Consider the following 26995-nt stretch of genomic DNA (forward strand, 5'->3'; position numbering starts at 1 on the left):
TTACAGTTTGGATCTTAATACTGTCAGCGATATAGAGTATTATCAATATACTGAAGCTTCTTATACTTTTGACAAATAAGCATCAAAATTAATTGCAGCTATAGTGCCTATTTTCTGTTGTAGATAATGAGTTAAACTCATGAAGAAATAGATTAAAGCATTATCTTGTTGGCTAAATTCAACACCTTGGTATACCCTCTTTGAGTAATAATCATGTATTCGTTTTTGAAAATCATTTTCTTGTGTATCCTCTTCACTATCATAACTTACTTTAAAAGCACCATAATCAGCTATACAACCTATATCTATACTTCTCAATCCTACTTGTTCACTTAAATGTTTACTAATCGTATCATTATTACTGTGGGTGTAACTATTTGTAGAAGCTAAAATACCACCTAAAATTTTGGTCAGCGGTCTAGCCGGAGATCTGTTACCTGAATTAATCATCGCTGTAGTGGTTCGAGTAAGTTGTCTGACGCTTTCTATTTTTTCTCCTGCATAGTCAATGTTCCCTTCAATGTCGGGTTTTACTTCAAAAACAGCATAAACCCCTTCCGCAGGAATGTATTTAAAACCATTTTGGTTGAAAATAAAGGGCGTAAACCAGTTATCATATATTACAATATCAATTTGATGACTTGTTAAACCTAAAGAATCAATTACGATTGCTTTGTCAATGCTGTAACGATTAGGTAAGTAATTTCTCAACCACTCAATCCAAGCATTTTCTAAAGCATCGCCTTTTGACCCTGGGTGGGTAATAAAATCCCTATTGGTATTTAATTCAGCCTTCATCTGTGCCTGCATACCTCGGAATAGTTCTGTAAGTGATATTTTTTTCTGTTACTCATAGGTTTCTAGTTTGTCCTCGTCTAAAAAATAAAATTGATAATCTAATAGTTCTTTATTGCTAATGCTAAGTATAAGTAATATCGGGTTGGTAATTGATACTGAGTTAGTATTTGCAATAGATTTCATTGCTTGCAAATCAGTTACACTATATTGTGCTGATGCATTTGGATGTGTGTGCCATTCTCCAACATAATAATTTCCTGTTTCATGATAAATTTGCTTAAGTATTTCTTCTAGCCCATATACGTTACGCTCAAAATAAACCTGAGAATGTGAAAATTTAGATGGAAGAATACTGCCAGTAACAAATAATTTTTTGTTATCTTCCGAATAGTGACCAACCAATAGACCTCCATATTCTTTGGGATAATATTTATCACCTTCGTTAGTCAGTTGCTGAATCAACCTGTTATCAAAAAATAGTTTGATATTCTTATATGTCTTTCCAATAATCAAAATCTGTTAATTCCTAAGTTTATTTGTTCATTATCGTATTTAACCACAAAATTATGTAATGGTAATTCTCTCACAAGCTGATTATTTATGTGCAGTAAAGCAAATTGAACAAGTGTTGCAATGTCATTATACGAAGCCTTAAAAGTCGGACTCCAACAGCCTGTAGGATTGTATAAGTCTTCAGTATCATTTTTTATATTATGCTTAAATTGATGTTGAAAAGCACGATAAACATTAGGCGATAAACCACAAACTAATTCTTTAGCATGATTACTAATTGACAAATTGAAAATTTGTGTCTTTATTTCTAGGGAGTCTAACAAAAACATTAGGTCGTCATCTGTTGAACAATCGAATATATAATCAAAAGAATTAAGAGCTTCTTTAATTTTTTCTCTATGTTCTGCATATGTTGATAGCTTCAATCCATATTCTGTTATAAAATTAGGAATTGAATGCAAATCAACAAAAGGGGATATATTCATTAGTATGGATGCCAATTCTGATACTTTATCACTCAAACCTGTAAAAAAATCAAATTCAGAACGACAGACATTCTCAGGATTCTTTTGGTCATAGTCTGTTAATGTCAAGTTTCTACAGCCTGATTTAGTCAGAGTACGAGAAACTTGACTACCTATTGCACCGACACCAATAATAAGAATTTTTTTATCTGTTAACTTTGGAGAGAAAGCACCTCTACCAAAAAAATATTGGTATGAACAGTTTTGTGTTATTGCCCAGTCAACTTTAAATTCTTTAATAGAAAAATTTCCTGTTTCCTCAATAGACTTTTTATTTTCAAAAAAATTATCAATATCAATTAAGGTAACTTCCCAGTGAATTGTATTATCTGGTGTTTTGTATCCTAAAAAAATCGGTAGCCTTTTGTGTTTTTTTGTATCAAAGCCTCTCGCTTGGAAACAAAACTTCCATATTTCATCAATAAATTTTTGATCAATTACTCTGCTTAATTCTTTCCAGTTATGAATCAAAAATCTTTTATTTTTTACTGGGGGTACACCTGTAAAATAAAATAACCCTGTGAGAATTGTTTCTATGGAAAAATATACTTTACTCCATCCGCAGTCATGAGCTGCTAAATTATGGATAAATGACTTAACAATATAATTGCGATTATTCTTAGAATGATATCTTGAAGTAGTCATATATGACAAATTTACTTCTCCAAAATCACCTTTTTCAAATTGCTTATCAATATCCGTAAATAGAAATGAATAATATTCATTATCTATACAGGCTTCGTGTTTAATGGGAAATTCGTAGTGCTCATCTTGTTCTTCATCAATTATGTATTTTTGAATCCAGTTTTTAACTGATTCGAAATCTTGGCGCAATTTATCTTGAAAATTATTACGGTGAATATTATGAAAGCATATAGAACCATCACTCATTACATGATTGTATTCTATTAGCTCTTTATTTTTAAATCGAATACTCTCTGTTTCTGATAGTTTGTACGGATAGGAAGGTAAGATAGTCACTGCAAAAGTGACGAAGTCAACACATTTTAAGTCATAAATTACATTAAATTGTAACCCCTCTTCATTTGTTATCATTTCAGAGCCTAGGGAAAGGTAATCAAGCTCTGAAATGACGTCATGAATTATACTTTTTTTATTTTCCATTCAACCAAACCTCTCAGTTTTGGGGACAGAAATAAGAGGAACATCTTTTGATACACCATAACTCTTATTAAATTCTTCGTTTTTAGGAAAATAATATTCTAAATAAGTAGTTTTTTCTATATTAGATAACAGAATGGTCATATCGTATTCTAAATCTACCTTTTGAGTGCCAACCGTATCCATTAGATTATTATTACTATTTCCTGGATCAATGAGTTGGAAACCCTCCTGTGTTGCTTTATCTTTAATATATTCCAATACAGTTTTTAATTGTTCAATCAAAGTGCCTGTTGGACTTCTGTCATCAAAAGCCTTTATTACAAATAATTCAATAAAAAAAGACTTATAGTTCTTTTGATGTATTTTCTTCCATATTTTTAACAACCGAATAACACTACGTGCTTTATCTTTCCCTTTAATATGTTCAACTTGGTTGTGGATATTGGTTTTAAGGTAGGTTTTATCTTCAAGGTCAATATGTAAATTTAAATTTCTATCATCTAAGAAACCATCTTTAGTTGCTTCTCTAGCTGGCACAACATCGATATTAATTTCTTCGCTATTAAAAATAATACCTAATGATACTTTTTGCCTGCGTACAGTTACTGTAGAGCTTTCATATTTTTTACGTAACTTTTCTTCTACATCATCAAACATTTTTTCAATTGTAGAAAAACTATTTTTTTTAAAAGGTACGACTAAATCTAAATCAAATTTTGAATTTATAGCTGTATGCTTTTTGAATGAACCCGAGTTAAAAGGGGTATAAAGTTGAGTCCCTATATTCATTTTCTAAAAATTCTTTGATTTCATCACGCTTTTTCCTGTGTGCATCTACCTTTTTCTCAATATGCTTCATGCGATAGGTTTCCAAAACCTCTTGTAGATATTCATTATTTGATATTGTCATGGTTTACTGTCTCTAGAGTTATTAATAATATTAGCTATATAAGGTCAAATATAAAAAAATCAACCTCCATATTTATCAATCCATAATTACTCTTGAATTCGCTTCTTGCTTGTCTGGTAAAACAAATATTTTTCTCCCTTCTTCTGTAAGCCACCTATTCGGCGGTAAAATATTTTCATTTATATAATATTATAAGCTACTTATTCAGTATTTTTATTATTTTAATTTAAATAATGGTTGAATGCAATAATTTTCTATGTTTTAATGATATATTTAAAGTAAATTTAGGAGCATCAAAATGACAGATATCCCCAAAGAACTCGTTGCAAAAGCTGTGCAGGCTTTCCTCGACAGCCAATTCAATAAAAAAACCGAAAAAGAGCAAAGGCAATTAGAGAAAGCGAAAGAAAGTGGTAGTAGTGATCAAATTGCAACCTTACAAGAAAAGCTTTCCAAAGAGCGAGAGAAATACAGTTCTGCTATATGGCTAGAAAACGCTGCCAATAAAATGGCAAAGCAATTGTATTTTGGTACTCATATTTCTAAAGGTGTTCATCCTGATGCCAAAGGCGATAATATTAGTTTTCAGTCCAATCACCATTTACCTATTGAAATAGTCGGTTCTCACAGTATAAAAAGTGATTATATTGATGCAAATGGGAATGCAGCAGCTTTGCCATTAGCGGCTTTTTTTGATTTTGTTGTTGGTGAGTTTGCAAATAAACAGGTGAAAATTCGAGATCTTATTTTAGAAGATAATGCGGATCTTATTGCTTCATTATCTAGTGATCAAACAATAGCAAAAAGTTATCATCAAGCATTTAAAGAGGCTTTACAAAATACCGTGACTTCACCTATCACCCACGAACGAAACAAACAGATACTGTGGACAACTAATTCTAATGTAGCAAGGAGCGTTGAAGATCTTGATTATCACAATATAGTACCTCTTTATCCATCAGTTTTAACCCATGAGTTATATCAACGTATCAATACTTTAAAATATTCTGAGGAAAATAAAGAAGCACAAGATAATCGCTTCAAAAAAACAATGGAGCAAAAGCCTTATGTTACTTTATCAGATTTAGCGAGTGTTCAATTAGGTGGAACAAAGCCTCAAAATGTGAGTTTGTTAATGAGTAAGCAAGGAGGTAGAAATTATCTACTCCCATCTATACCACCAACATTTTCACAACGGTATCGTTTTAATGTATCCAAATCTGCTAGAACCATTTTTAATAAAAATTTAGCTTATCAATGTTACAAACCAATAGAGCAGTTTTTTCAGGTTATTAAAAGTGATAAAAATACTGTTGATATACGAGAGGCAAGAAAATTCGCTATTGATGAGATTTTGCATATTTTATTCTCTATTTCTACCTATATAAAAAATACCTACCCTGCTGGTTGGTCAAAAGATTATCAACTCGATTACAACCAAAAATTATGGCTAGATCCTTTACGTGCTAATTTAGAGGGTGAAGAAGAGTTTGCCGAGGATAGAGAAGAGCTAGAGTGGCACTTAGATATTTATCGACAATTTGCAAATTGGTTAAATAAGCTTATTCAGAATAAATTTCCTCATCTCAAACACGATACGGGTAAGCCTGAATATAATGAGTGGCGACGTGAAATAATGGATATGAAAAAACAATATGAACGAGCTGGTAAAGGAGTGTTTCTATGAATATCAATAAACAGGTTGCTGGCTACTTAGTTTTTCATAAAGTCCAAATTTGCAATGCAAATAGTATATCTAGCCCCATTACTTATGGCTTTCCTGCTATTACTGGCTTTTTAGGTGCATTCCATTCAATGTCTCGTAAAATGATGGCTATGGAGGAGTGGCAAGCGTACAGTTTGGGTGGTGTGTTACTTGCTTGTTATGACTGTCAGCCTCAAATCTACAGAGCCAGTAAATATAGTAACTACACCTTTAATCAAAGTCGTAATCCAATTAAAAAAGATGGCAAAACTGCGTCTATTATTGAAGAGGGAAAATGTCATCTAACAATGAGCTTTGTTGTCGAAGTGTTAGGCACAGAAGATCTTTCTATAGAAGAACAAAAACACCTTATTGAGCAAAGCTCACAGTGGATTTTACAGCAACGTATTGCAGGAGGTAGCACTCAAAGATTGGCAAAGGTTGATTTTGTAGATAATGGTTTACATCACGTGGTTCCAATGTTAATGCCAGCTTTTGTTTTAATGGATGCACAAAAAGATTTTGAGGAAATTATTACAGAATTGCAAAAAGTGGACCCGAATGTGACCGCTTTAGATGCCCTTATTGATGTTTGTACTTTACATCATATTCCAGAAGAAGTGCCAAATAAAAAAGAACAAACAGAAATTGTTTGGAAAACTACCTCTAAAAAAACAGGGCGAGGTTGGCTTGTTCCTATGCCGATTGGTTATCAAGGTATTTCTCCCAAATATGATGCAGGGCTTATGCAAAATATTAGAAATCCTGAATATCCGAGCCAATATGTTGAGGCAGTATATGGTTTAGGTAAATGGATCTACCCTCAGCGATTAACTGATAATATTAAAAATGCTTTTTGGCATTATAGCTATGATGAAAAAAACGCACTTTATCTTGTTACACAAAATATTTAACTAAATTTTTATCCAATAGGAGTACATAATGAGCAAATTAACAACCGCAAGCGTATTAGCTTTTGAACGTAATCTTGATATTTCTGATGCATTTTTTGCACAAATTAATAGTACAACAAAAATAGCAACCCTATCGCTGTTAGTATTAGGGAAAAATCTGTTAGAGGAACGATTAGTAATCGATTGAAAAATGCAATTGTTAATGATCCTGCGAAACTTGATGCAGAAATTGAGAAAGCTAATTTACAACGAGTAGATGTAGCTGCTTTAGATGAAAATTGCGATACTTTATTAGTTAGCTGGAGTTGTAAGGTATTGCCTTTTACAGGAAAACCAAATGTGTGTAATGATCAAGATTATCAAAAAGCTCTAGAAAAAACTGTTGCAGATTATTTAAGTACACAAGGGGTTGCTGAACTTGCACGACGTTATGCTATTAATATTGCCAATGCTCGTTGGTTATGGCGTAATCGTGTTGGTGCAGAGAAAATTAAAGTAAAAGTGACTTGCAATCAAGAAAAGTTTGTATTTGATGCAAAACAAATTACACTACAAAACTTTGATATACAAAACGAAGATATCACCAAACTGGCAAAACTTATTGAACAGGGACTGACTGGAGAAAGCTTTATTATTTTATATGTAACAGCAACGGCAAAAATGGGATATGGACAGGAAGTATACCCATCACAAGAGTTGGTGCTAGATACGGGTAAAACTAAGAGTAAAGTATTATACGAAATCAACGGTAAAGCAGGTATGCACTCACAAAAAGTGAGTAATGCTATTCGTACGATTGATGATTGGTATCCTGAAGCAGAGTTTCCAATTGCCATTGAACCTTATGGTGCCGTAACAACAATGGGAAAGGCTTTCCGCCAACCAAAACAAAAAATGGATTTTTATACACTCTTTGATGATTGGGTGTTAAAAGGAAAAGAACCTGCTGTTGAACAACAACATTATATTATCGGTGTACTTATTCGTGGTGGTGTATTTGGAGCAAGTGGTAAGGAGTAACAAATGAATTACTACCAAGAAGTTACCCTGATCAAAAATGCAGATATTTCTCTTTATTTTATTTGGTCAAAAGCTTTCACTCAACTCCATTTAGCATTGGTTGAACAAGCTAAAAAAGTAAATGGTGAGAGTGCAGAAACATCAGATATTGGTGTGAGTTTTCCTGAGTATCGATGTTTTGAAAAAGAAAGGAAAACAGTCGCTATTTTAGGATCAAAACTACGTATTTTTGCTCAAACAGAGCAAGAGCTTGAACAGTTAGATCTCAAAAAATGGCTAGAACGTCTTGCTGATTATGTTCATTGTTCTAGTATTAAAGCCGTACCCGAACAGGTAAGTTATATTTGTGTCAAACGTTTTCGACAAGAAAAAAATCGAGATCGTCAAGTTCGTCGTTATGCAAAACGCCATAACAAAACTTTTGATGAGGTTAAGACTGAGCGAATTGCACAAATTATGCAACAAGAAAATTTAAGCCGAGAAAAGGCATTAATTCTTTATTACAATCCACCTCTTGAGTTACGTCCTTACATTAAATTAAAGAGTGAAAGTAATCAAAATGAATTTTCTTTACAAATTGAGCAAATAGACGTAGATACGTATCAATCTGGACAATTTAATACTTATGGATTAAGTAGCACAACAACTGTCCCAAATTGGTAAAATACCCTTTATTTTTAGTCCAAATGAAAACACCTTAATTATCAGATAGTTAGGGTGTTTGGTTCTTTGGAAGGTATTTTTGATGATTTCTCTATGATATGTTGATAAATAAGGATTTTGGATTTAAAACGTCTAGTTACCTGTGGCATACACAGCTTAGAAAATTTGCTGAATTTGGGTTGCAGGAACTCACCAGTTACCTGTGGCATACACAGCTTAGAAATCCCTTTTTCTGCAAATTTTTATAGGCTACTTGGAAAATATTGGAGTTTTTTGATTAAAGTAAAAAATGGAGGTACGCCCCGGAGTCGAACCGAGCTACATGGATTTGCAATCCAGTGCATAACCGCTTTGCTAGCGTACCATTATATTGAGTATAGAATGGAGCGGGAAACGAGACTCGAACTCGCGACCCCGACCTTGGCAAGGTCGTGCTCTACCAACTGAGCTATTCCCGCTTCAAATATATGTAATTGAATTACATAATAGAAACTGGAGAGTATTCTACGGATATTTAAATTAGTGTCAAACTAAATTTTTACTAATTTAAATTAGGTGATTAAAAAAAATCCTTTTTATCATCAACTTAAATCATTTTCCTAAAAAATGAAACTATTGTTTATAGTAATTTATAATCATTTCCTTTTATAAGGAAGTAAATGATATAATGCATAAAAATTCGAGGTAAACTTAAAAAATAATAATTTATGGTTAAATACAATATCAAAACAATACTCTTCTTTACTTTAGGATGGCTCTTTGTTGCTTTGGGTATTATTGGAATAATCGTTCCTTTAATGCCAACGACCCCTTTTTTACTTGTTGCACTAATCTGCTTTTCTCATAGTTCATCACGTTTTCATTTATGGTTACTTAATCATCCTATTTTAGGTAAACCATTAAGGGATTGGAATGAAACACGGCGTATTCCTACTTACGCTAAAGTATTAATGTCCGTTATGATCACGGTCAGCTTTACCGTTTTAATCTATAAATATGTGTAGAAATGTATCCATAACTCATTTTTTACTTGAGTTATTAAAATCTACCCCCATAATAGTTTAATTCCTAAATAGAAAGAGTTTAATTTATGGCAAAAAAGAAAAATATCGTTAATTTACCAATGCTTCCATTAAGAGATGTTGTAGTATTTCCATTTATGGTAATGCCCCTTTTTGTTGGGCGAGAAAAATCCGTTCAAAGTTTGCAAGCCGCAATGGAAAATAACAAGCAATTGTTTTTAGTCACTCAAAAAGATCCTAGCAGTGAAGATCCTGAGATAAACGAACTTTATGATGTCGGTGTAATCGCAAATATTATTCAAATGCTTAACTTACCTGATGGCACAGTAAAAGTGCTCGTTGAAGGACAACAACGCGCTAAAATAAACTATGCAAGTGATAGTAAAAATGGACTGATAGCAAATGTTGAACCATTAATTTCAGAGACTCAGGATAAACAAAATGAATTGCAAGCTATTGCAAGAACAACATTAGTGGAATTTGAGAACTATATAAAAAACAATAAGAAAATATCCCCTGATATTTTACCAAAATTGAAAAAAATCACTTTTGAAGAACGTTTAGCAGATACTATCGCAGCAAATTTAATTGCCCCTGCTAATCGTAAACAAGAGTTGTTACAAGAGATTAATCTTATTGCTCGCTTTGAGGCTTTACTCATCACAATGGTCACAGAAATGGATACCTTAGAAACAGAAAGCCGTATCCGTAATCGTGTTAAACAACAAATGGAAAAAAATCAGCGTGATTACTATTTGAATGAGCAAATTAAGGCAATCCAAAAAGAGCTAGGTAATGGTGAAGATCAAGAAGCAACAGAATTAGATCAGCTTAAAGAAAAAATCACAAAAGCAAAAATGCCAAAAGAAGCGAAAGAAAAAGCGGAAAATGAACTAAAAAAATTAAAATTGATGCCTCAAGGCTCTTCAGAAGCAACAGTTGTGCGTGGCTACATTGATTGGTTACTACAAGTGCCTTGGCATAAGCGGTCAGTTGTAAAGAAAAATTTGCAAAAAGCACAAGAGATATTAGATAAAGATCATCACGGCTTAGAGCGTGTTAAAGAGCGTATTTTAGAATATCTCGCAGTACAAACTCGATTAAATAAATTAAAAGGACCTATTTTATGTTTGGTAGGACCTCCTGGGGTAGGAAAAACCTCACTAGGACAATCTGTTGCTAATGCTACGGGACGTAAATATGTTCGTATGGCTTTAGGTGGTGTACGTGATGAAGCTGAAATTCGAGGTCATCGCCGTACTTATATTGGCTCAATGCCGGGGCAATTAATTCAAAAAATGGCAAAAGTTGGTGTGAAAAACCCGCTTTTCCTACTAGATGAAATTGATAAAATGGCTCAAGATATGCGAGGCGATCCAGCGTCTGCATTACTTGAAGTACTAGATCCAGAACAAAATAAAGCCTTTAATGATCACTATTTAGAAATAGATTATGATCTTTCTGATGTAATGTTTGTAGCAACCTCAAATTCAATGAATATTCCACCTGCTTTATTAGACAGAATGGAAGTTATTCGTCTTTCTGGTTATACCGAAGATGAAAAAATGAACATTGCTAGAAAACATTTAGTTGAAAAACAAAAAGAGAATAATGGCTTAGAAATCAACGAATTAAATATTGAAGATAGTGCTATTTTAGATATTATTCGTTACTACACTCGTGAAGCTGGTGTACGAAACTTAGAACGTGAAATTGCAAAAATATGTCGAAAAGCAGTAAAAAAATTAATACTAAATAAAAAACTAAAATCAATCGCTGTTAATGTAGATAATCTTGATGCATTTTTAGGTGTGAAACGTTTTGATTATGGAAAAATGGATTCTCAAAACCGCATTGGTGAGGTAACTGGATTGGCGTGGACAGAAGTTGGTGGAGACTTACTCACTATTGAAACTGCTTCGGTCATCGGTAAAGGTAAATTCTCATTTACAGGTTCTTTAGGTGATGTAATGAAAGAGTCAATCCAAGCTGCAATGATCGTTGTTCGTTCACGTGCTGAAAAATTAGGAATTGCTTCTGATTTTTATGAAAAACGTGACATTCACGTACACGTCCCAGATGGTGCAACGCCTAAAGATGGACCAAGTGCGGGAATAGCGATGTGTACAGCTCTAATTTCTACTTTAACAGGTAACCCTGTTCGAGCAGATGTTGCGATGACGGGTGAAATTAACTTACGAGGTAAAGTATTGCCTATCGGTGGTTTAAAAGAAAAATTACTTGCAGCACATCGAGGTGGTATCAAAACAGTAATTATTCCAAAAGAAAATGAAAAAGATTTGGAAGATATCCCTGATAAAGCAAAACAAGATTTAGCTATTCATCCAGTTGAAACTATTGATGAAGTCTTAAGTATTGCTTTGGAAAAAACACCAGAAGGTATTGAAATTATTCCAAACCCACACATTAAATTAAAGGCAAAAAATACTTTAACCGTTCAATAAGACTTTAAGTAACTTTTTGTCCTTTATGCTATTATTTTATTGACATCCTCCCCACCCTAAAGTGTGGGGATTCCTACTAGCTCTTGCCTTACGGTAAGTTACTCTCGGTGGTTCTTGTTGTTGACGACTAATGTCATTCACATAAATTTATGCCATTTTATTAGTCCGCTTTCTATATTTTTATATAATGACAGATTTACCCCATAACCGAAACACTTCCTTTAATTCCTCATTTTTCATTTCATTATTTCTATAAAAAACTAATAATAGTTGAACGATAACCCTTTTTTCAGATTATTGCTTTCCTATTTTAGTTATTTTCCTTAAAATCCAATAAATTGAAGCGGTAAGATTTTTATAAGAATTTACAAAATGAATAACGAATTATTAAACGGTGTACCCTTAATAGCATTGACAGGTGTTGGCGTAAAAATTGCAGAGCGGTTAGGCAAAATTGGAATTAACAATGTGCAAGATTTGTTATTTCATTTGCCGTTTCGCTATGAAGATCGCACTCGGATTACGCCGATTTGTGATGCTCGTCCTGAAAGTTATGTAACAGTTGAGGGCTATGTTCAAATGGCTGAAATTCAATTTGGGCGACGTAGAATGTTGAACGTGGTTATTTCCGATAGCACCAGCAAAATTACCTTAAAATTCTTTAATTTTAATATGGGAATGAAAAATAGTTTTACGGTTGGGGCAAGAGTAAAAGCCTTTGGGGAAGTGAAACGTGGACGTTTTATGGCGGAAATTCATCATCCTGAATATCAAATTATTTATAATAATCAACCTGTTGCACTCGCTGAAAGTTTAACCCCTGTTTATTCCACCACCGAAGGATTAAAACAAAATGCGTTGCGAAAATTAACGGATCAAGCATTAGCATTATTGGATCGTGTCAAGGTGTCTGAATTATTGCCTGACCAATTTAATCCTCATCAATATAGTTTGAAAGAAGCCTTAAAATTATTGCACCGTCCACCACCAACGATTTCTGCTGATGAATTAGAAAAAGGACAGCACCCTGCTCAAAAACGCTTAATTTTTGAGGAATTATTGGCACACAACTTAGCAATGCAGCAGCTGAAAGTGGGGGCAAAACAACATTTAGCGGAAAGTTTACATTATCAAAGTGATCTCAAACAGCGTTTTTTAGCAAGCCTACCTTTCTCGCCGACCAATGCACAGAGCCGAGTTACCCAAGAAATCGAGCAAGATTTGGCGAAACCACAACCGATGATGCGATTAGTACAAGGCGATGTGGGATCAGGTAAAACCTTAGTCGCAGCATTGGCAGCATTATTGGCGATTGATAATGGCAAACAAGTTGCGTTAATGGCACCGACTGAAATTTTAGCGGAACAGCACGCCATCAATTTTGCGAATTGGCTCAATCCTTTTGGTGTTGAAGTGGGCTGGCTTGCTGGAAAAGTGAAGGGAAAAGCTCGCAAAGTACAACTGGAAGCGATTAAAAATAACAAAGTACAAATGATTGTGGGTACTCACGCCCTGTTTCAAGATGAAGTGGAATTTGCTGATCTTAGTCTTGTTATTATTGATGAACAGCACCGTTTTGGGGTACATCAACGTTTAACTTTGCGAGAAAAAGGAATTAAAACAGTCAATGGTGAAAATATTTATCCACATCAGCTAATTATGACGGCAACACCAATTCCTCGTACTTTAGCAATGACGGTTTATGCAGATTTGGATACGTCCATTATTGATGAGCTTCCACCGGGTCGAACACCGATTACCACAGTAGCAATTTCAGAAGATCGCCGTGCGGAGATTATACAACGAGTTTATCAAGCCTGTAAAAATGAAAAACGTCAAGCCTATTGGGTCTGTACTTTGATTGATGAATCGGAAGTGCTAGAAGCACAGGCGGCGGAATCTATCGCTGATGATTTACGCCGTGCATTACCTGATTTACGTATTGGTTTGGTTCACGGTCGAATGAAGCCCCAAGAAAAACAAGCTATTATGATGGAATTTAAACAGGCAAATTTAGATTTATTAGTGGCAACGACCGTTATTGAGGTGGGCGTGGATGTACCAAATGCAAGCCTAATGATTATTGAAAACTCCGAACGTTTAGGCTTAGCTCAACTTCATCAGTTACGTGGACGTGTCGGACGAGGAGCAACTGCTTCTCACTGTGTGTTAATGTATAAACCGCCACTGGGTAAAATTTCTAAAAAACGTTTGCAAGTGCTACGAGATAGCCAAGATGGATTTCTTATCGCTGAAAAAGATCTTGAAATCAGAGGACCGGGTGAAGTATTGGGTACGAAACAAACAGGAATGGCAGAATTTAAAATTGCTAATTTAATGCGAGACCGTAAAATGATTCCGTTGGTACAACGCTATGCAAAACAGCTTATTTTAAGCGAGCCTGATATAGCACAAAAGTTAATTAATCGCTGGCTTGATGATCGTACAGCTTATAGCAATGCTTAAGCGGTATGATGTTATTCAAAATTTGCAAAAAATGAAAATAATCCTACCGCTTCTAAACTTAAACTTGTAACCAAAAAGTGACAGGACCATCATTTTGGAGGCTGACCTGCATATCTCCACCAAACTTTCCTGTTTGAGTGTTTATTTTGCTTTTCGCTTGTTGTGAGAAGTAGTCATACAACGCTTCTGCATCAACGGGATTTGCACCTTTAGAAAAACTTGGTCGTAATCCTTTTTGAGTATCTGCCGCAAGCGTAAATTGTGAAACGATAAGTAAATGCCCATTTGCTTGTTGTACGTTTAAATTCATTTTTCCCTGTTCATCTTCAAAGATACGATAACCTAATACTTTATCCAACAATCGATCTGCTTTCGTTTGGTCATCCTCTTTTTCGACACCTAATAAAACTAATAAACCACTTTCAATTTGACCTACGGTTTGCTCGTTTATTTCGACTTTTGCCCATTTTACTCGTTGAATTAATGCAATCATTTTAACGCCTCATTGTTTTCAATCTCTAAAACGCCCACGTTAATCAGCATTATATCTTTAAATACTGCTGAAACTTGAGCACCAATTAACACAACCAACCAACTTAAATGAATCCATACTATCATTATGGGTAATACAGCTAAAGCACCATAAATAGCTTGATAGGATGGAAAGGTGGTGATGTACCAAATAAAGACTTGTTTACCAAGAGTGAAAAAAATAGCGGCGAGTAATGCTCCGATAGCAGCGTGCCTAAACAACACGGTAGTATTAGGAACAATGGTATAAACTAATGTAAACAGCAACCACGTTATAAAAAATGGAATCAGAGAAAGGAATGGGGTACTTACCGCAAGCATCCCTTCTGGATTTAAAATTTCTAAAGAAAGTATGTAAGTACTTACCGAAATACTTACACCAACAAGTAATGGTCCTAGTGTCAAAATCATCCAGTAAATAGCAAAAGAAATTAACCAACGACGTTTTTGAGTTTTGTGCCACATTGCATTCAAGGTATTATCAATATTTGAAATCAGTAGCAGTGCAATCGCAATTAATACCATTGTACCTACAGCACTCATTTTACGAGAATTATTGACAAAATTATCAAGATGGGTTTGTACTACATCCCCTATACTTGGTGCAAAGTTATTGTAAATAAAGGCTTTTAATTCACCCGTCACTTCATTAAAAATAGGAAATGCGGCAAAAATAGAAAACATCACCATAATTAATGGCACAATCGCAAGCATTGTATTATAGGTTAAATGCCCAGCCGCCATCGTGAGTTTATTTTCAATAAAACGTAATTTAAAAACTTTAATAAATAATAAAAATTGTTGCATAAATTCTCCTATCACTTACATTATTATAACGCAAGCGGTACGATTAGTTTACTTTTTTGCAAATTAATTTATTAAATAGACTCTCTTAATATTAGAGTGGGCTCTAGTACAATATTTTTATAAGTAAGATGATGATTTTTAATTCTATCTAACAATGTTTCTACTGCTTTTTTAGCAAGAAATTCTTTGGGTTGTTGAATAGTCGTTAAAGGAGGAGAAAGAAATTGTGCAAGATGAATATCATCATAACCAATAACGGCAATATCTTTCATTATTGCCATTAATCCTTAAATCGTAAAAATTTGTTTAAATATAACCGCTTGTATTATAATAAATTAACTTACACTGTTGCAGATAAATATACGATAGTTTTTTGGTTATGCACTAAACTTTATTAAATAACCTAAACTTTCGTTTAAGCACCTAACCCGCAATAGCGTAAAAACTTGTGTTGCCTGTCAGTACATTTTTTTAAGGTTTCGTTTTCTTTTTGTTCTAATTACCATTAATATCAAAGTTGCTTTTTAATTTCATCGCGTTAGAAATAACAAAAAATATAATACAAAGATACATTGATAAATAAATCAATAATATTTTAATACCTGAAACTTTCATAAAAAACAATAATCCTTGCGATATGAAACCTAAAACCCAGCCTATACCAATAATAAATGCTATTGATGTACCAAATACACCTAAATTTTTGTTAGGGTCGTATATTCCTATTTTCTTAAATAACCATATAGGTATATGTAATAAAATAAAAACAAATCCGTGTAACGAAGCAAAAGCAACTAAATAAATAGGCTTTTCATCAATTATATTTATTAGTTCAATTATATTAAAAGGTAACTCCATTATATTCTATTTCTTGTTCTGTTATGTTGAAAAATTCTTTTTTATTATACCCCATAGGTTTTGCTAAAAGTACATTAGGAAATTCAGCAATACCTATATTGTACATATTTACACTTTCATTATAAAGTTCTCTTCGGTCAGCAATAGCATCTTCCATTTGCGAAACGCGATTTTGAAGTAATAAAAAATTTTTATTTGATTTTAAATCAGGATAGTTTTCAGAAACAGCAAAAAGGGTTTTTAGTTGTTTATTCATTTCATTTGATATTTCTACTTTATCCTTTACAGTATTAGCCTGTAAAAAATCAGTTCTCAATTTTGTAAGTTTGGTAAGTAAGTCACTTTCGTGGTTTTGAAATTCTTTTACAACTTTTATAAGGTTAGGTATTTCATCTGCTCTTTGTTTTAATAAAATATCAATATTTTTAAAAGTTTTGTCGGTATTATTATTAAGCATTACAAGTTTATTATATGTTGAAACTACTATATTAATTAAACCTAATATTACTAATCCGATGGCTATGTAAGCGAAAAATGTTGTCATATTGTTTTGCCTTATTTATTATTTTTTTGTGTTTTGAAATGGAATTTCCCAATGATAGTTTCCAAATTTTATCATATTATTTTCTAAATTAGTTGGTGTAAGTAAAATTATTGCAACTATAATTATCCAAAAATATATAAAATATCCAGCAGACTTTATAAGAGGTCTTAATTTATTATAATTTCCTACTTTTTTTAAAGGTGCAATTCCAAAAACATTTTTAATTTCTTCTTTTTTGAAAACAGGTTCATTATTTTCTGTAATTCCAGCTTTACCAATAAGTAAAACTTCCATATTTTCTTTAAGTAAATATTCTGTATATCGTTTGCTGCCTGTTATTTTTTGATGACTTTCTTCAAAATCTAAAAACTCTAAATCATTAGGTAAAACTTTTATTTGCCCTGTTTTATCTTTTACAAAAAATGGATTACAAACAGTTTCGGAAAAATCCTTAAAATAAGAAATTCTTCCTTCTTTGTCTTTTCTAATATCTTCAACTAAATAGATATAACCAATGCATTTTTTCTTTGTGATTTTAGAAATAACAGGCTCTATCATTTTTGCTTTTCCTGATATTTCTGCTAACCCCATTGCAACAGAACGGATAGTTGATGTAGGTAAGATCTCTTGAAGTTTATAAAAAGACTTTTTATTTGTTTTAGCAAAAATAGTCCCCAAAAATGGCAATATTATAAAAAAGATAATTGTAAAATAAGGAACGCCTCCACTAACCATAAATATTAAAAGTGCAATACTTACAACAAAGCCGATTATCTTTTTCCAAAAAGAATTTGTTTTTTCTTCAACTTTTTCAGAAGATTTATTTTTTTATTCATTATTTCATTTTTCAAGTATCGTCCACTCGTATTGCAGGCAACGGACTCGGTGTTTACGCTGTTGCGGATAAGTATACGATTTTTTCGGTTAAGCACCAAACTTTATTAAATAACCTACACTTTCAGCTAAGTGCTTACCCTACTCTCTTATTTTACAATCATTGAGATTGTAAAAATTTCATCACTTCTTCTCGGCTAGGAATTGAAGATTGAGCTCCTTTTTTCGTCACTGAAAGGGCAGCAGCAGCGTGAGCAAAAGTGATCGCCTCTGGCATAGGTTTTTGTTCGAGTAATGCAGTTAATAATGCACCGTTAAAGGTATCCCCAGCGGCGGTGGTATCAATCGCATTGACTTTAAATCCTTTGATAATTTCGCCTTGATTTTGATAGCTACAATAAACGCCCTTAGAACCTAAGGTTATCAGCACATATTCAATGCCTTTCTGATGAAACACTTGGGCAGCTTGTTGAGCCGACTGTTCATCAGTTACCTTAATGCCTGTTAATAATTCCGCTTCAGTTTCATTTGGGGTAATCATAAAGAGGTGTTGTAATAATTCATCAGGTAATGTTCTTGCTGGAGCTGGGTTTAATACCACTTTAACACCATTTTGATAGGCTATTTGAGTGGCGTTAATAATCGTTTCTAAAGGAGTTTCAAGTTGCATTAATAACATTTCAGCTTGTGAAAGTGTGTCTTTACAGCTAGCTAATTTTTCAGTCGTGAGGTGAGCATTTGCTCCTGCTGAGATTACAATACTATTTTCACCACTGTCGGTCACTTGGATCATTGCAACACCAGTGGTTTCTTGTGGGATCTCAAAAATATGTTGAGTATTGATGTTGTCCTTTTCAAACGCCGTTTTCATTTCGTGACCAATTGCATCATTCCCAATACAACCGATAAAATCAACATTGGCACCTAAACGAGCGGCTGCAACTGCTTGATTAGCCCCTTTTCCTCCATAAGCCAGTTGATATTTTTTACCAAACAAGGTTTCTCCTGCTTGAGGAAAGCGTTCTGCATAAATAACGTGATCGACATTAATACTGCCTAAAACAACTAAATGAGGTTTTGACATAATTACTTCCTTCATATTTTCTTAAAACGGAACACCAGAATATAAAATTATATTGGCATAAGGTGAACATTCTCCTGAACGAACAATCCCCTTACTTTCATTCGTTTTTTGTTTGAATTGTTCGTGAGGAACATAGTCAATTTGAATTTGGTTTCCCTGCTGTTTTTCTAATTCTGAGAGCTTTTCTAAAATCATTGAATGTATGCTTGGATTTATCTTTTTTATTTCTTCAGCTAATAAAACTCGTTCAACAAATAGTTCTGTAATGGTTGCATTAAAGAGATCTAAAAAACTTGGAATGCCTTTGGTTATAGCAAGATCAATGCGATTTACTTTTTCAGGAATGGGTAATCCTGCATCACAAAGTGTTATTCCATCAGTATGCCCTATTTTTGCAATCAGTTGTGAAAGAGGGGCATTAAGTAATGATGTTTTTTTCATTGGAACACTCCTATTGTCCATAAGCGGTAAGAATAAATGTAATTAAAAAATACTATATAAATTTATCTTAAATGTAAAAATCTATTTTAGTTATTTGCTATGGAGATCAAACTTTTACTGCAATTTGCAAAAAATTAAACAAATGTAACCGCTTGTTTTATAATTTCAAGATAATAAATTCTTTAAGGTTTTTAGTTTTAAGGATAGAATACAATCAATAAAAATACAAAGGACAAACAATGAAACTAGGCATTATTGGTGCAATGGCACAAGAAGTAGAGATTTTGAAAAATACCCTACAAGATTTAAAAATAACTGAAATTGCAGGCTGTAAAATTTTTGAAGGAAAAATTAATAATAAAGAGGTAGCATTACTACAATCAGGTATTGGAAAAACGGCGGCTGCAATGGGCACCGCTCTCTTTTTGCAATTAACTAAACTTGATTATGTGATCAATACAGGTTCAGCGGGTGGATTGGATAAAAACTTAAATGTGGGAGATATTGTTATCTCAACAGAAGCTCGCTATCACGATGTTGATGTGACGGCTTTTGGCTATGAAATAGGGCAACTTCCTGCCAATCCAGCTGGATTTGTGGCAGATAAAGAACTCGCTGAATTAGCTTTTTCTTTGACACAACAACTAGGTGAAAATGCTGTTTCAGGGTTGATTTGTAGTGGCGATTTATTTGTGAATAGCGGTGAGATGATCACAAAAATTTGCAAAAATTTTCCGCAAGTGGTGGCGGTTGAAATGGAAGCAGCGGCTATTGCTCAAGTTTGTCACGCTTTTGGTGTGCCTTTTGTCGTTGTTCGAGCGATTTCAGATGTGGCGGATAAAGAGTCCCATTTATCTTTTGATGAATTTTTACCCCTTGCTGCACAAAAATCCTCTGCAATTGTATTAAAGATGATTGAACACTTAGGTTAATTGATGAAAAACGTATTCAATAGTTTGCGATTACAATGGTTGAATATCAATATGCTTAATGTATTGGCGGTATTTATTTCAACCAATATTGCCGCTATTGTTATTTGGCAATTAGAGATTTCTCATCTTGCAATGCCATTAGTTTTAGGCATTATTGCGACAGCATTATCAGAGCAAAGTAACCGTTTAACAGGGCGTTTCAAAGATCTTATTTTAATGCTGATAGCATTTGGTACCGTCTCTCTTATCTCACAATTCTTTTTGACAAAAGGATGGATTTTTGTTCCTTTACTAACCATCATTACTTTTATTGTAGTAATGCTTGGTGCAGTAGGCGGGCGTTATAGCAAGATTGCATTTTGTACTTTGCTGGTTGCTGTTTATACTGCACTGGTTTATACCCCTAATGTGGTGTGGTATATCAACACAACGTTAATTTTATTAGGTACCTTGATTTATAGCTTTATCTCATTATTGATTTATTTGTGTTTACCTAATCGAGCAACACAGGAGAGTTTAGCCTCTTATTTTGATAGTTTAGGAAACTATTTACAGCAAAAATCAACATTTTTTGATTTTGATGATATTAATCGCCTGTCTGATAAAAAATTAGCGTTAGCACGAGCCAATACTGCAGTAATGCGTTCATTTGATGAAGTAAGAGAAGTGTTGTTTAGTCGTTTAGATCAACAACATCGTCATTTTCATACGCAAAAAATGTTACGTTACTATTTAACAGGGCAAGAAATTTGGGAAAGAACCAGTTCAAGCCATTCTCAATATCAAGATTTATTGGAAGAGTTTCAGCACACTGATTTGGTTTTTCGATTACGCCGTTTATTAGAATTACAAGCAATAGAGTGCCAATATATTGCAAAAGCGTTACGCCATAATTTGGATTATAAACCGAATTTTAAAATGCAAAGAGTATTAAAGGGATTACAAAACTCATTGCAGTATCATCAAAAAGAAACAAAGGCATCTTTTTATCAATTATCTTCAATGGTTGAAAATTTAAAAAATATCACCTTGTTATTTGAAACTTTATATGAAGAAAATATTTGTAATGATTTTGGTAAAAATAATCAACAAACCTACCGCTTGTTATCTGAAAATATTTCAGGCATAGGCAATATTTTTTATACAATAAAAAAACAGTGTTATTTAGGATCTGAACTCTTTCGTCACGCTATTCGCCTTTCCATTGTGGTATTTGTATGTTGTTCGATTGTACAGATATTTCATCTGGAATTGGGTTATTGGATTTTATTAACGGCGATTTTAGTATGTAAACCAAATTACTCCGCCACAAAAAAACGATTGGTTCAGCGTATTTTAGGCACGCTTTTAGGGGTATTTGTTGGGCTATCATTAAGATATTTATCTCCAACGCTAGAGGCTCAATTGGGGATTATTGTTGCCACAAGTAGCTTATTTTTCTTTTTTATGGAAAGAAAATACAGCTATGCCAGTTTTTTTATTACCATTCAAGTATTAGTGAGTTTTGATGTCATTGGTTTGGGTAAAGAAATGGCGATATTACCTCGAATTTTAGATACCTTTATTGGAGCAGGCATTGCGTGGTTTGCGGTTTCTTTCCTTTGGGCGGATTGGCGATATCTTAATTTACGTCAAAATTTGGAAGAAACACTAAAAAGTAGCTCCTTATATTTACGTCATATAATGGCACAATTACAATTTGGTTATCGAGACCATTTTGGGTATCGTTTAGCTCGCCGAATGGCTTATCATAATGTTGCAAAATTGAGTACTACCGTTTCTGCAATGCAGGAAGAACCAAAGAAATATAAAAATAGCTTAGCGGTTGCACCACAATTATTAGAATTAAATTACACGTTATTAAGCTATATTTCTGCATTAGGGGTGTACCGTAAAGAGAGCGATACAATCAATCACCAATTTGAATATTCAACTGTTTTCTTTCAACAAGGAAAATTTATTTCACGATTATTGGATTCCACCTATTCAGAAACAAAACAGCGTAGCACACAGCTCAATGATTTAATCACACAGTTACAATATTTAGAGCAAGATTATTTAGACCACGAAAAAGATAAAGCAAGGTTACTAGTGCAACAATTATCTTTAATTGCACAACTATTACTGCAGTTTGAACAGTATAAAAAAAGTAAGTTTTAAATAAGGTGTAATGTTATTTAAAGATTTTATTGTGATAAAATCATCTAAAATATTAGACATAATTGTACTAATTTATACAAAATTTGCTAACTAAGATTTAAAAATATTTGCAACTTTGACGCTATTATTCTCAATTTTTTTACAAAAAATAAAACCTAGCATATCACTATACTAGGTTTTAATTTCTAAACTAAATTATTTATTCAGTTGCTGCTTCTTCTGCAACTTCTGGACGATCAACTAACTCAATGTAAGCCATTGGTGCGTTATCGCCTGCACGGAAACCACATTTCATAATACGAGTATAACCACCCGCACGTTCTTTAAAACGTGGACCTAATTCATTAAATAATTTTGCCACAACATCTTTGTTGCGTGTACGAGCAAATGCTAAACGACGATTTGCTACGCTATCTACTTTTGATAAAGTAATTAATGGTTCAACTACTCGACGTAGCTCTTTCGCTTTAGGTACAGTTGTTTTAATAATCTCATGATTAACTAAAGAACCTGCCATATTACGAAACATCGCTTGGCGATGACTACTATTACGATTTAGTTGACGGCCACTCTTACGATGACGCATACCTTATTCCTTCTTAGAAATCTAATGTCTGAAAATTAGTCTTCAGCAATGCTTGCTGGCGGCCAATTGTCAAGACGCATACCCAGTGATAAACCACGAGAAGCAAGCACATCTTTAATTTCGGTAAGTGATTTTTTACCAAGATTAGGTGTTTTCAATAACTCTACTTCTGTACGTTGTACTAAATCACCGATATAGTGAATTGTCTCTGCTTTTAAGCAGTTAGCTGAACGAACTGTAAGTTCTAAATCATCAACTGGACGAAGAAGAACAGGATCAAATTCTGGTTTCTCTTCTTTTACTTCTGGTTGATGTACATCTCGTAAATCTACGAATGCAGCTAATTGCTCTGCTAAAATTGTTGCAGCTCGACGAATAGCCTCTTCAGGATCTAATGTTCCATTAGTCTCCATCTCAATGAGTAGCTTATCCAAATCTGTACGTTGTTCCACACGTGCTGCTTCCACATTGTAAGCAATACGATCAACTGGACTAAAACGTGCATCAACTAATAAACGACCAATTGGACGATCATCACTTTGAGTGTGAATTCTCGCAGAAGCTGGTACATAACCTCGACCACGCTGTACTCGAATGCGCATACTAATAGACGCATTTTTATCTGTTAAATGACAGATCACGTGTTCAGGGTTAACTATTTCCACATCACCATCATGTGTAATGTCCGCTGCAATAACAGGGCCAATTCCAGACTTATTCAGTGTCAAAACAATATCATCTTTGTCTTGCACTTTTACCGCTAAACCTTTTAAATTTAGTAACACTTCAAGAATATCTTCCTGAACACCTTCTTTGCTGCTGTATTCATGTAATACACCATCAATTTCAACTTCTGTAACCGCACAACCTGGCATAGAAGAAAGTAATATACGACGAAGGGCATTCCCTAGTGTATGGCCAAAGCCACGCTCTAGTGGCTCTAATGTCACTTTTGCGTGAGTTGAACTAATTTGTTCAATGTTCACTAAGTGCGGTTTTAAAAATTCTGTCACAGAACCCTGCATTTTATCCTCTCTTTTCTTTTAAGCTTTATCAATTATTATTTAGAGTAAAGCTCAACGATCAGACTCTCATTAATATCTGCTGATAGATCTGAACGCTCAGGAGTACGTTTAAATACGCCTTCCATTTTAGCTACATCAACTTCTAACCAAGTTGGTTTTTCTCTTTGAGTAGCTAATTCTAATGATGCTTTTATTCGTGCTTGTTTCTTAGATTTCTCACGAACAGCGACCACATCATCAACAGAAACTTGATAAGAAGGAATGTTTACTACTCGACCATTTATCACAATAGATTTATGGCTAACTAACTGACGTGCTTCAGCACGAGTTGTAGCAAATCCCATACGATAAACAACATTATCTAAACGACCTTCTAATAATACTAGTAAATTCTCACCAGTATTACCTTTTAAGCGGTTAGCTTCTTTATAGTAATTACGGAACTGACGCTCCAAGATACCATAAATACGGCGAACTTTTTGTTTTTCACGCAACTGACTACCATAATCAGATAAACGTGCTTTACGTGCACCATGCTGTCCAGGTGCTACATCAAGTCTATTTCTACATTTTGATTCAATCGTGCGAACGCCTGATTTTAAAAACAAATCAGTACCTTCACGACGGCTTAGCTTGAGCTTTGGACCCAAATATCTTGCCATTTTCTTTCTCCAATTATCCTAACGTCAATTAAACACGACGTTTTTTAGGTGGACGACAACCGTTATGAGGAATCGGAGTCACATCTACAATACTCGTGATACGAAATCCTGCTGCACTTAATGCACGGACTGTTGACTCACGACCTGGACCCGGACCTTTAACCATAACTTCCAAATTCTTCAGACCGAACTCTTTAACAGTTTCAGCACAACGTTCCGCTGCAACTTGTGCTGCAAATGGAGTTGATTTACGAGAACCTCGGAAACCTGAACCACCAGCGGTAGCCCAAGCAAGAGCGTTACCTTGACGGTCAGTAATAGTTACGATTGTGTTATTGAAAGAGGCGTGGATATGTGCTACGCCATCTGCAATCTGTTTTTTTACACGTTTACGTGTACGAACTGGTGTTTTAGCCATTATAATTTACTCCGACTATTTCTTGATCGGTTTACGTGGACCCTTACGAGTACGCGCATTTGTTTTAGTACGTTGACCACGTACCGGTAAGCTACGACGATGGCGTAAACCTCTGTAACAACCTAAGTCTAAAAGACGTTTGATACTTAAAGTTACTTCACGGCGCAAATCACCTTCAACAGTAAATTTACCAACTTCTTCACGCAGTTTTTCAATCTGCTCTTCAGACAATTCTCTGATCTTAACGTCTTCAGCAATACCTGTTAAAGCACAAATTTCTTTTGCTCTAGTTTTGCCGATACCGTAAATAGCAGTTAATGCGATTACAGTGTGTTTTTGATCAGGAATGTTAATGCCTGCAATACGGGCCACTATGCACTCCTATTTTTTAAAATTAAAATTCATTGATACACTGATCTTGAAAAGCCCGTTTCAGGATACTCAAACAGTATATCAGGACGAAATGAGCTGAGTAGTATAACCACTCAGCTGGTTCTTTGCAAGAAATAATACTTAATTAACCTTGACGTTGTTTGTGTTTTGGTTCTGAACAAATTACTCGAACCACACCTGAACGTCTAACAATACGACAATTACGGCATAATTTCTTAACTGAAGCACGAACTTTCATTGCTTATCCTTTTTCTATTAGTACAAGATTATATTATCTTGAACCTTTTAAATTGGCTTTCTTCAACACAGAGTCATATTGTAAAGACATTAAATGACTTTGGACTTGTGCGATGAAATCCATAATAACTACCACAACAATCAATAGCGATGTACCACCTAAATTAAATGGTACTTTCCATAATGATGTTACGATATAAGGAACCAAACAAACAAATGCAATATACAAACCACCAATCATTGTAATTCGTGTCATTACTTTGTCAATATGACGAGATGTTTGTTCTCCTGGTCTATAACCTGGTACAAACGCACCTGATTTTTTCAAATTATCCGCAATATCACGTGGATTATTTTGCATACTTGTATAAAAGAAAGCAAAGAATATCACAGCCATTGTAAATAATGCAATATACAATGGTTGACCTGGTTGTAATAATAATGAAATATCAGACAACCATTCAAAACCTTCATTCTCTCCAAACCATTTCACAACAGTTGCAGGGAAAAGAATAATACTAGATGCAAAGATAGCTGGAATTACACCAGCCATATTTACTTTTAATGGTAAATGTGAAGATTTCGCAGGCATCATCATTCGCCCTTGTTGACGACTTGCATAATTGACTACGATTCTTCTTTGTCCACGTTCAACGAAAACAACAAAATATGTTACTGCAAAAGCAACAACTACAATTAAAAGCAGAACAATCAAAGATATTTCACCTTGACGCGCTTGTTCAACTGTCTGTCCAATAGTGCCTGGTAATCCTGCCACAATCCCAGCGAAGATAATGAGAGAAATTCCATTTCCTACGCCACGTTCTGTAATTTGCTCACCTAACCACATTAAGAACATTGTTCCCGTTACTAAACTAATAACAGCTGTAATATAAAACAGCATATCAGGATTAGGAACAAGTCCATTGATCATATTTGGTAAGGCAAAAGAAATACCAACAGACTGAATAAATGCTAATAAAAGAGTAGAGTATCTTGTATATTTACTAATTTTACGTTGTCCTGCTGCACCTTCTTTTTTTAACTCAGATAATGCCGGATGAATGGCAGTAAGTAACTGAATGATAATAGAAGCAGAAATATAAGGCATAATACCTAACGCAAAAATAGATGCTCTACTCAATGCACCACCAGAAAACATATTAAACATGTCAATGATGGTACCTTGTTGTTTTTGAATTAATTCGGATAAAACAGAAGCATCAATACCAGGAACAGGAATAAAAGATCCGATTCTAAAAACCACTAATGCAAACAAAACAAATAATAGTCTAGATTTTAGTTCACCAGAGCTTTTTTGTGTATTATTTCCTTGATATCCTGGTTGCTTTGCCATT

At 34.0% G+C, this 26995-nt stretch carries 26 protein-coding genes, 2 tRNA genes and 2 pseudogenes; 9 read left to right on the top strand and 21 right to left on the bottom strand.

The annotated features are described in order from the left end of the window. Positions 1-60: 60 nt before the first annotated feature. The 4 genes from KGI96_RS08545 to KGI96_RS08560 are packed head-to-tail and all read right to left on the bottom strand — an operon-like array spanning position 61 to position 3749. The gene (locus KGI96_RS08545) at positions 61-798 is read right to left on the bottom strand and encodes a DUF6602 domain-containing protein (RefSeq protein ID WP_229577154.1); all 738 of its coding nucleotides are present in this window, start codon (positions 796-798) and stop codon (positions 61-63) included. Between the two features lie 48 nt (positions 799-846). Next, positions 847-1311, bottom strand: a complete 465-nt coding sequence (locus KGI96_RS08550) for a M67 family metallopeptidase (protein ID WP_211597226.1) — start codon at positions 1309-1311, stop codon at positions 847-849. Beyond that, positions 1308-2960 (bottom strand): ThiF family adenylyltransferase, encoded by a 1653-nt coding sequence (locus KGI96_RS08555; protein WP_213156438.1) that lies wholly within the window; start codon positions 2958-2960, stop codon positions 1308-1310. The genes KGI96_RS08550 and KGI96_RS08555 overlap by 4 nt, the downstream gene beginning before the upstream one ends. Beyond that, on the bottom strand, positions 2961-3749 hold the full coding sequence (locus KGI96_RS08560) for a nucleotidyltransferase domain-containing protein (RefSeq protein WP_211597224.1): 789 nt from the start codon (positions 3747-3749) through the stop codon (positions 2961-2963). A 419-nt stretch (positions 3750-4168) separates the two neighbouring features. Between KGI96_RS08560 and csy1 the strand changes: the two genes are divergently transcribed. The 4 genes and pseudogenes from csy1 to cas6f all read left to right on the top strand — a co-directional run bounded on the left by csy1 (position 4169) and on the right by cas6f (position 8172). After that, positions 4169-5557 (top strand): type I-F CRISPR-associated protein Csy1, encoded by a 1389-nt coding sequence (csy1, locus tag KGI96_RS08565; RefSeq protein ID WP_211597223.1) that lies wholly within the window; start codon positions 4169-4171, stop codon positions 5555-5557. After that, a complete protein-coding gene (gene csy2 / locus KGI96_RS08570) occupies positions 5554-6489 on the top strand; it encodes a type I-F CRISPR-associated protein Csy2 (protein ID WP_211597222.1) in 936 nt (311 codons plus the stop codon). Before csy1 ends, csy2 begins: the two co-directional genes overlap by 4 nt. Before the next feature lie 28 nt (positions 6490-6517). After that, positions 6518-7509 (top strand): annotated as a pseudogene (gene csy3, locus KGI96_RS08575) (type I-F CRISPR-associated protein Csy3). A gap of 3 nt (positions 7510-7512) precedes the next feature. Beyond that, entirely contained in the window at positions 7513-8172 is a 660-nt protein-coding gene (gene cas6f / locus KGI96_RS08580) for a type I-F CRISPR-associated endoribonuclease Cas6/Csy4 (protein ID WP_211597220.1), read from the top strand. A gap of 290 nt (positions 8173-8462) precedes the next feature. On the opposite strand, the gene KGI96_RS08585 is transcribed toward cas6f, so the two are convergent. Together KGI96_RS08585 and KGI96_RS08590 are read right to left on the bottom strand one after the other, a co-directional pair. Next, positions 8463-8536 (bottom strand) — tRNA-Cys (locus KGI96_RS08585). A gap of 18 nt (positions 8537-8554) precedes the next feature. Then, a tRNA-Gly gene (locus KGI96_RS08590) sits at positions 8555-8630 on the bottom strand. A 249-nt stretch (positions 8631-8879) separates the two neighbouring features. Here KGI96_RS08590 and KGI96_RS08595 point away from each other — a divergent pair. From KGI96_RS08595 to recG, 3 genes are all read left to right on the top strand, one after another. Beyond that, positions 8880-9176 (top strand): YbaN family protein, encoded by a 297-nt coding sequence (locus KGI96_RS08595; RefSeq protein ID WP_211597219.1) that lies wholly within the window; start codon positions 8880-8882, stop codon positions 9174-9176. A gap of 86 nt (positions 9177-9262) precedes the next feature. Beyond that, complete coding sequence (gene lon, locus KGI96_RS08600; RefSeq protein ID WP_211597218.1) at positions 9263-11659, top strand: endopeptidase La; 2397 nt, start codon at positions 9263-9265, stop codon at positions 11657-11659. A 372-nt stretch (positions 11660-12031) separates the two neighbouring features. Beyond that, a complete protein-coding gene (gene recG, locus KGI96_RS08605) occupies positions 12032-14125 on the top strand; it encodes an ATP-dependent DNA helicase RecG (RefSeq protein WP_211597217.1) in 2094 nt (697 codons plus the stop codon). Positions 14126-14183: 58 nt separating this feature from the next. Here the strand turns inward: recG and dtd are convergent, their stop codons facing one another. The 8 genes and pseudogenes from dtd to rbsD all read right to left on the bottom strand — a co-directional run bounded on the left by dtd (position 14184) and on the right by rbsD (position 19224). After that, positions 14184-14618: a D-aminoacyl-tRNA deacylase gene (gene dtd / locus KGI96_RS08610; RefSeq protein WP_211597216.1), complete on the bottom strand. Its 435-nt coding sequence runs from the start codon at positions 14616-14618 to the stop codon at positions 14184-14186. Further along, on the bottom strand, positions 14615-15463 hold the full coding sequence (locus tag KGI96_RS08615) for a virulence factor BrkB family protein (protein ID WP_211597215.1): 849 nt from the start codon (positions 15461-15463) through the stop codon (positions 14615-14617). Before KGI96_RS08615 ends, dtd begins: the two co-directional genes overlap by 4 nt. Positions 15464-15534: 71 nt before the next feature. After that, positions 15535-15720, bottom strand: a pseudogene (locus KGI96_RS08620) (substrate-binding domain-containing protein); the annotation flags it as partial. A gap of 238 nt (positions 15721-15958) precedes the next feature. Next, entirely contained in the window at positions 15959-16321 is a 363-nt protein-coding gene (locus KGI96_RS08625; RefSeq protein ID WP_211597213.1) for a hypothetical protein, read from the bottom strand. After that, complete coding sequence (locus KGI96_RS08630) at positions 16305-16865, bottom strand: LemA family protein (RefSeq protein WP_211597212.1); 561 nt, start codon at positions 16863-16865, stop codon at positions 16305-16307. Before KGI96_RS08630 ends, KGI96_RS08625 begins: the two co-directional genes overlap by 17 nt. A gap of 18 nt (positions 16866-16883) precedes the next feature. Continuing rightward, a complete protein-coding gene (locus KGI96_RS08635; RefSeq protein WP_213156440.1) occupies positions 16884-17600 on the bottom strand; it encodes a hypothetical protein in 717 nt (238 codons plus the stop codon). A 259-nt stretch (positions 17601-17859) separates the two neighbouring features. Further along, positions 17860-18783 carry a ribokinase gene (gene rbsK / locus KGI96_RS08640; RefSeq protein WP_211597210.1) on the bottom strand — a complete coding sequence of 308 codons (924 nt, stop codon included), beginning with the start codon at positions 18781-18783 and terminating at the stop codon, positions 17860-17862. Positions 18784-18804: 21 nt separating this feature from the next. Beyond that, positions 18805-19224 carry a D-ribose pyranase gene (gene rbsD, locus KGI96_RS08645; protein WP_211597209.1) on the bottom strand — a complete coding sequence of 140 codons (420 nt, stop codon included), beginning with the start codon at positions 19222-19224 and terminating at the stop codon, positions 18805-18807. 239 nt (positions 19225-19463) lie between these two features. Between rbsD and mtnN the strand changes: the two genes are divergently transcribed. After that, positions 19464-20156, top strand: coding sequence for a 5'-methylthioadenosine/S-adenosylhomocysteine nucleosidase (gene mtnN, locus KGI96_RS08650; protein WP_211597208.1), 693 nt, complete (start codon positions 19464-19466; stop codon positions 20154-20156). Between the two features lie 3 nt (positions 20157-20159). Continuing rightward, positions 20160-22316, top strand: a complete 2157-nt coding sequence (gene yccS / locus KGI96_RS08655; RefSeq protein WP_211597207.1) for a YccS family putative transporter — start codon at positions 20160-20162, stop codon at positions 22314-22316. Between the two features lie 199 nt (positions 22317-22515). On the opposite strand, the gene rplQ is transcribed toward yccS, so the two are convergent. The 7 genes from rplQ to secY all read right to left on the bottom strand — a co-directional run bounded on the left by rplQ (position 22516) and on the right by secY (position 26994). Continuing rightward, positions 22516-22902, bottom strand: a complete 387-nt coding sequence (rplQ, locus tag KGI96_RS08660) for a 50S ribosomal protein L17 (protein ID WP_211597206.1) — start codon at positions 22900-22902, stop codon at positions 22516-22518. A gap of 35 nt (positions 22903-22937) precedes the next feature. Further along, entirely contained in the window at positions 22938-23927 is a 990-nt protein-coding gene (locus KGI96_RS08665) for a DNA-directed RNA polymerase subunit alpha (RefSeq protein ID WP_211597205.1), read from the bottom strand. Positions 23928-23962: 35 nt separating this feature from the next. Next, positions 23963-24589 carry a 30S ribosomal protein S4 gene (gene rpsD / locus KGI96_RS08670; RefSeq protein ID WP_211597204.1) on the bottom strand — a complete coding sequence of 209 codons (627 nt, stop codon included), beginning with the start codon at positions 24587-24589 and terminating at the stop codon, positions 23963-23965. 28 nt (positions 24590-24617) lie between these two features. Further along, entirely contained in the window at positions 24618-25007 is a 390-nt protein-coding gene (gene rpsK, locus KGI96_RS08675) for a 30S ribosomal protein S11 (RefSeq protein WP_211597203.1), read from the bottom strand. Between the two features lie 15 nt (positions 25008-25022). Further along, the gene (rpsM, locus tag KGI96_RS08680; RefSeq protein ID WP_115316074.1) at positions 25023-25379 is read right to left on the bottom strand and encodes a 30S ribosomal protein S13; all 357 of its coding nucleotides are present in this window, start codon (positions 25377-25379) and stop codon (positions 25023-25025) included. A gap of 145 nt (positions 25380-25524) precedes the next feature. Further along, on the bottom strand, positions 25525-25638 hold the full coding sequence (gene rpmJ / locus KGI96_RS08685) for a 50S ribosomal protein L36 (RefSeq protein WP_090920061.1): 114 nt from the start codon (positions 25636-25638) through the stop codon (positions 25525-25527). A gap of 33 nt (positions 25639-25671) precedes the next feature. Further along, positions 25672-26994: a preprotein translocase subunit SecY gene (gene secY / locus KGI96_RS08690; RefSeq protein ID WP_211597202.1), complete on the bottom strand. Its 1323-nt coding sequence runs from the start codon at positions 26992-26994 to the stop codon at positions 25672-25674. Position 26995 lies beyond the last annotated feature (1 nt).

The sequence above is a fragment of the Phocoenobacter atlanticus subsp. cyclopteri genome (genome assembly GCF_018343795.1).
GTDB classification, from domain to species: Bacteria; Pseudomonadota; Gammaproteobacteria; order Enterobacterales; family Pasteurellaceae; genus Phocoenobacter; species Phocoenobacter atlanticus.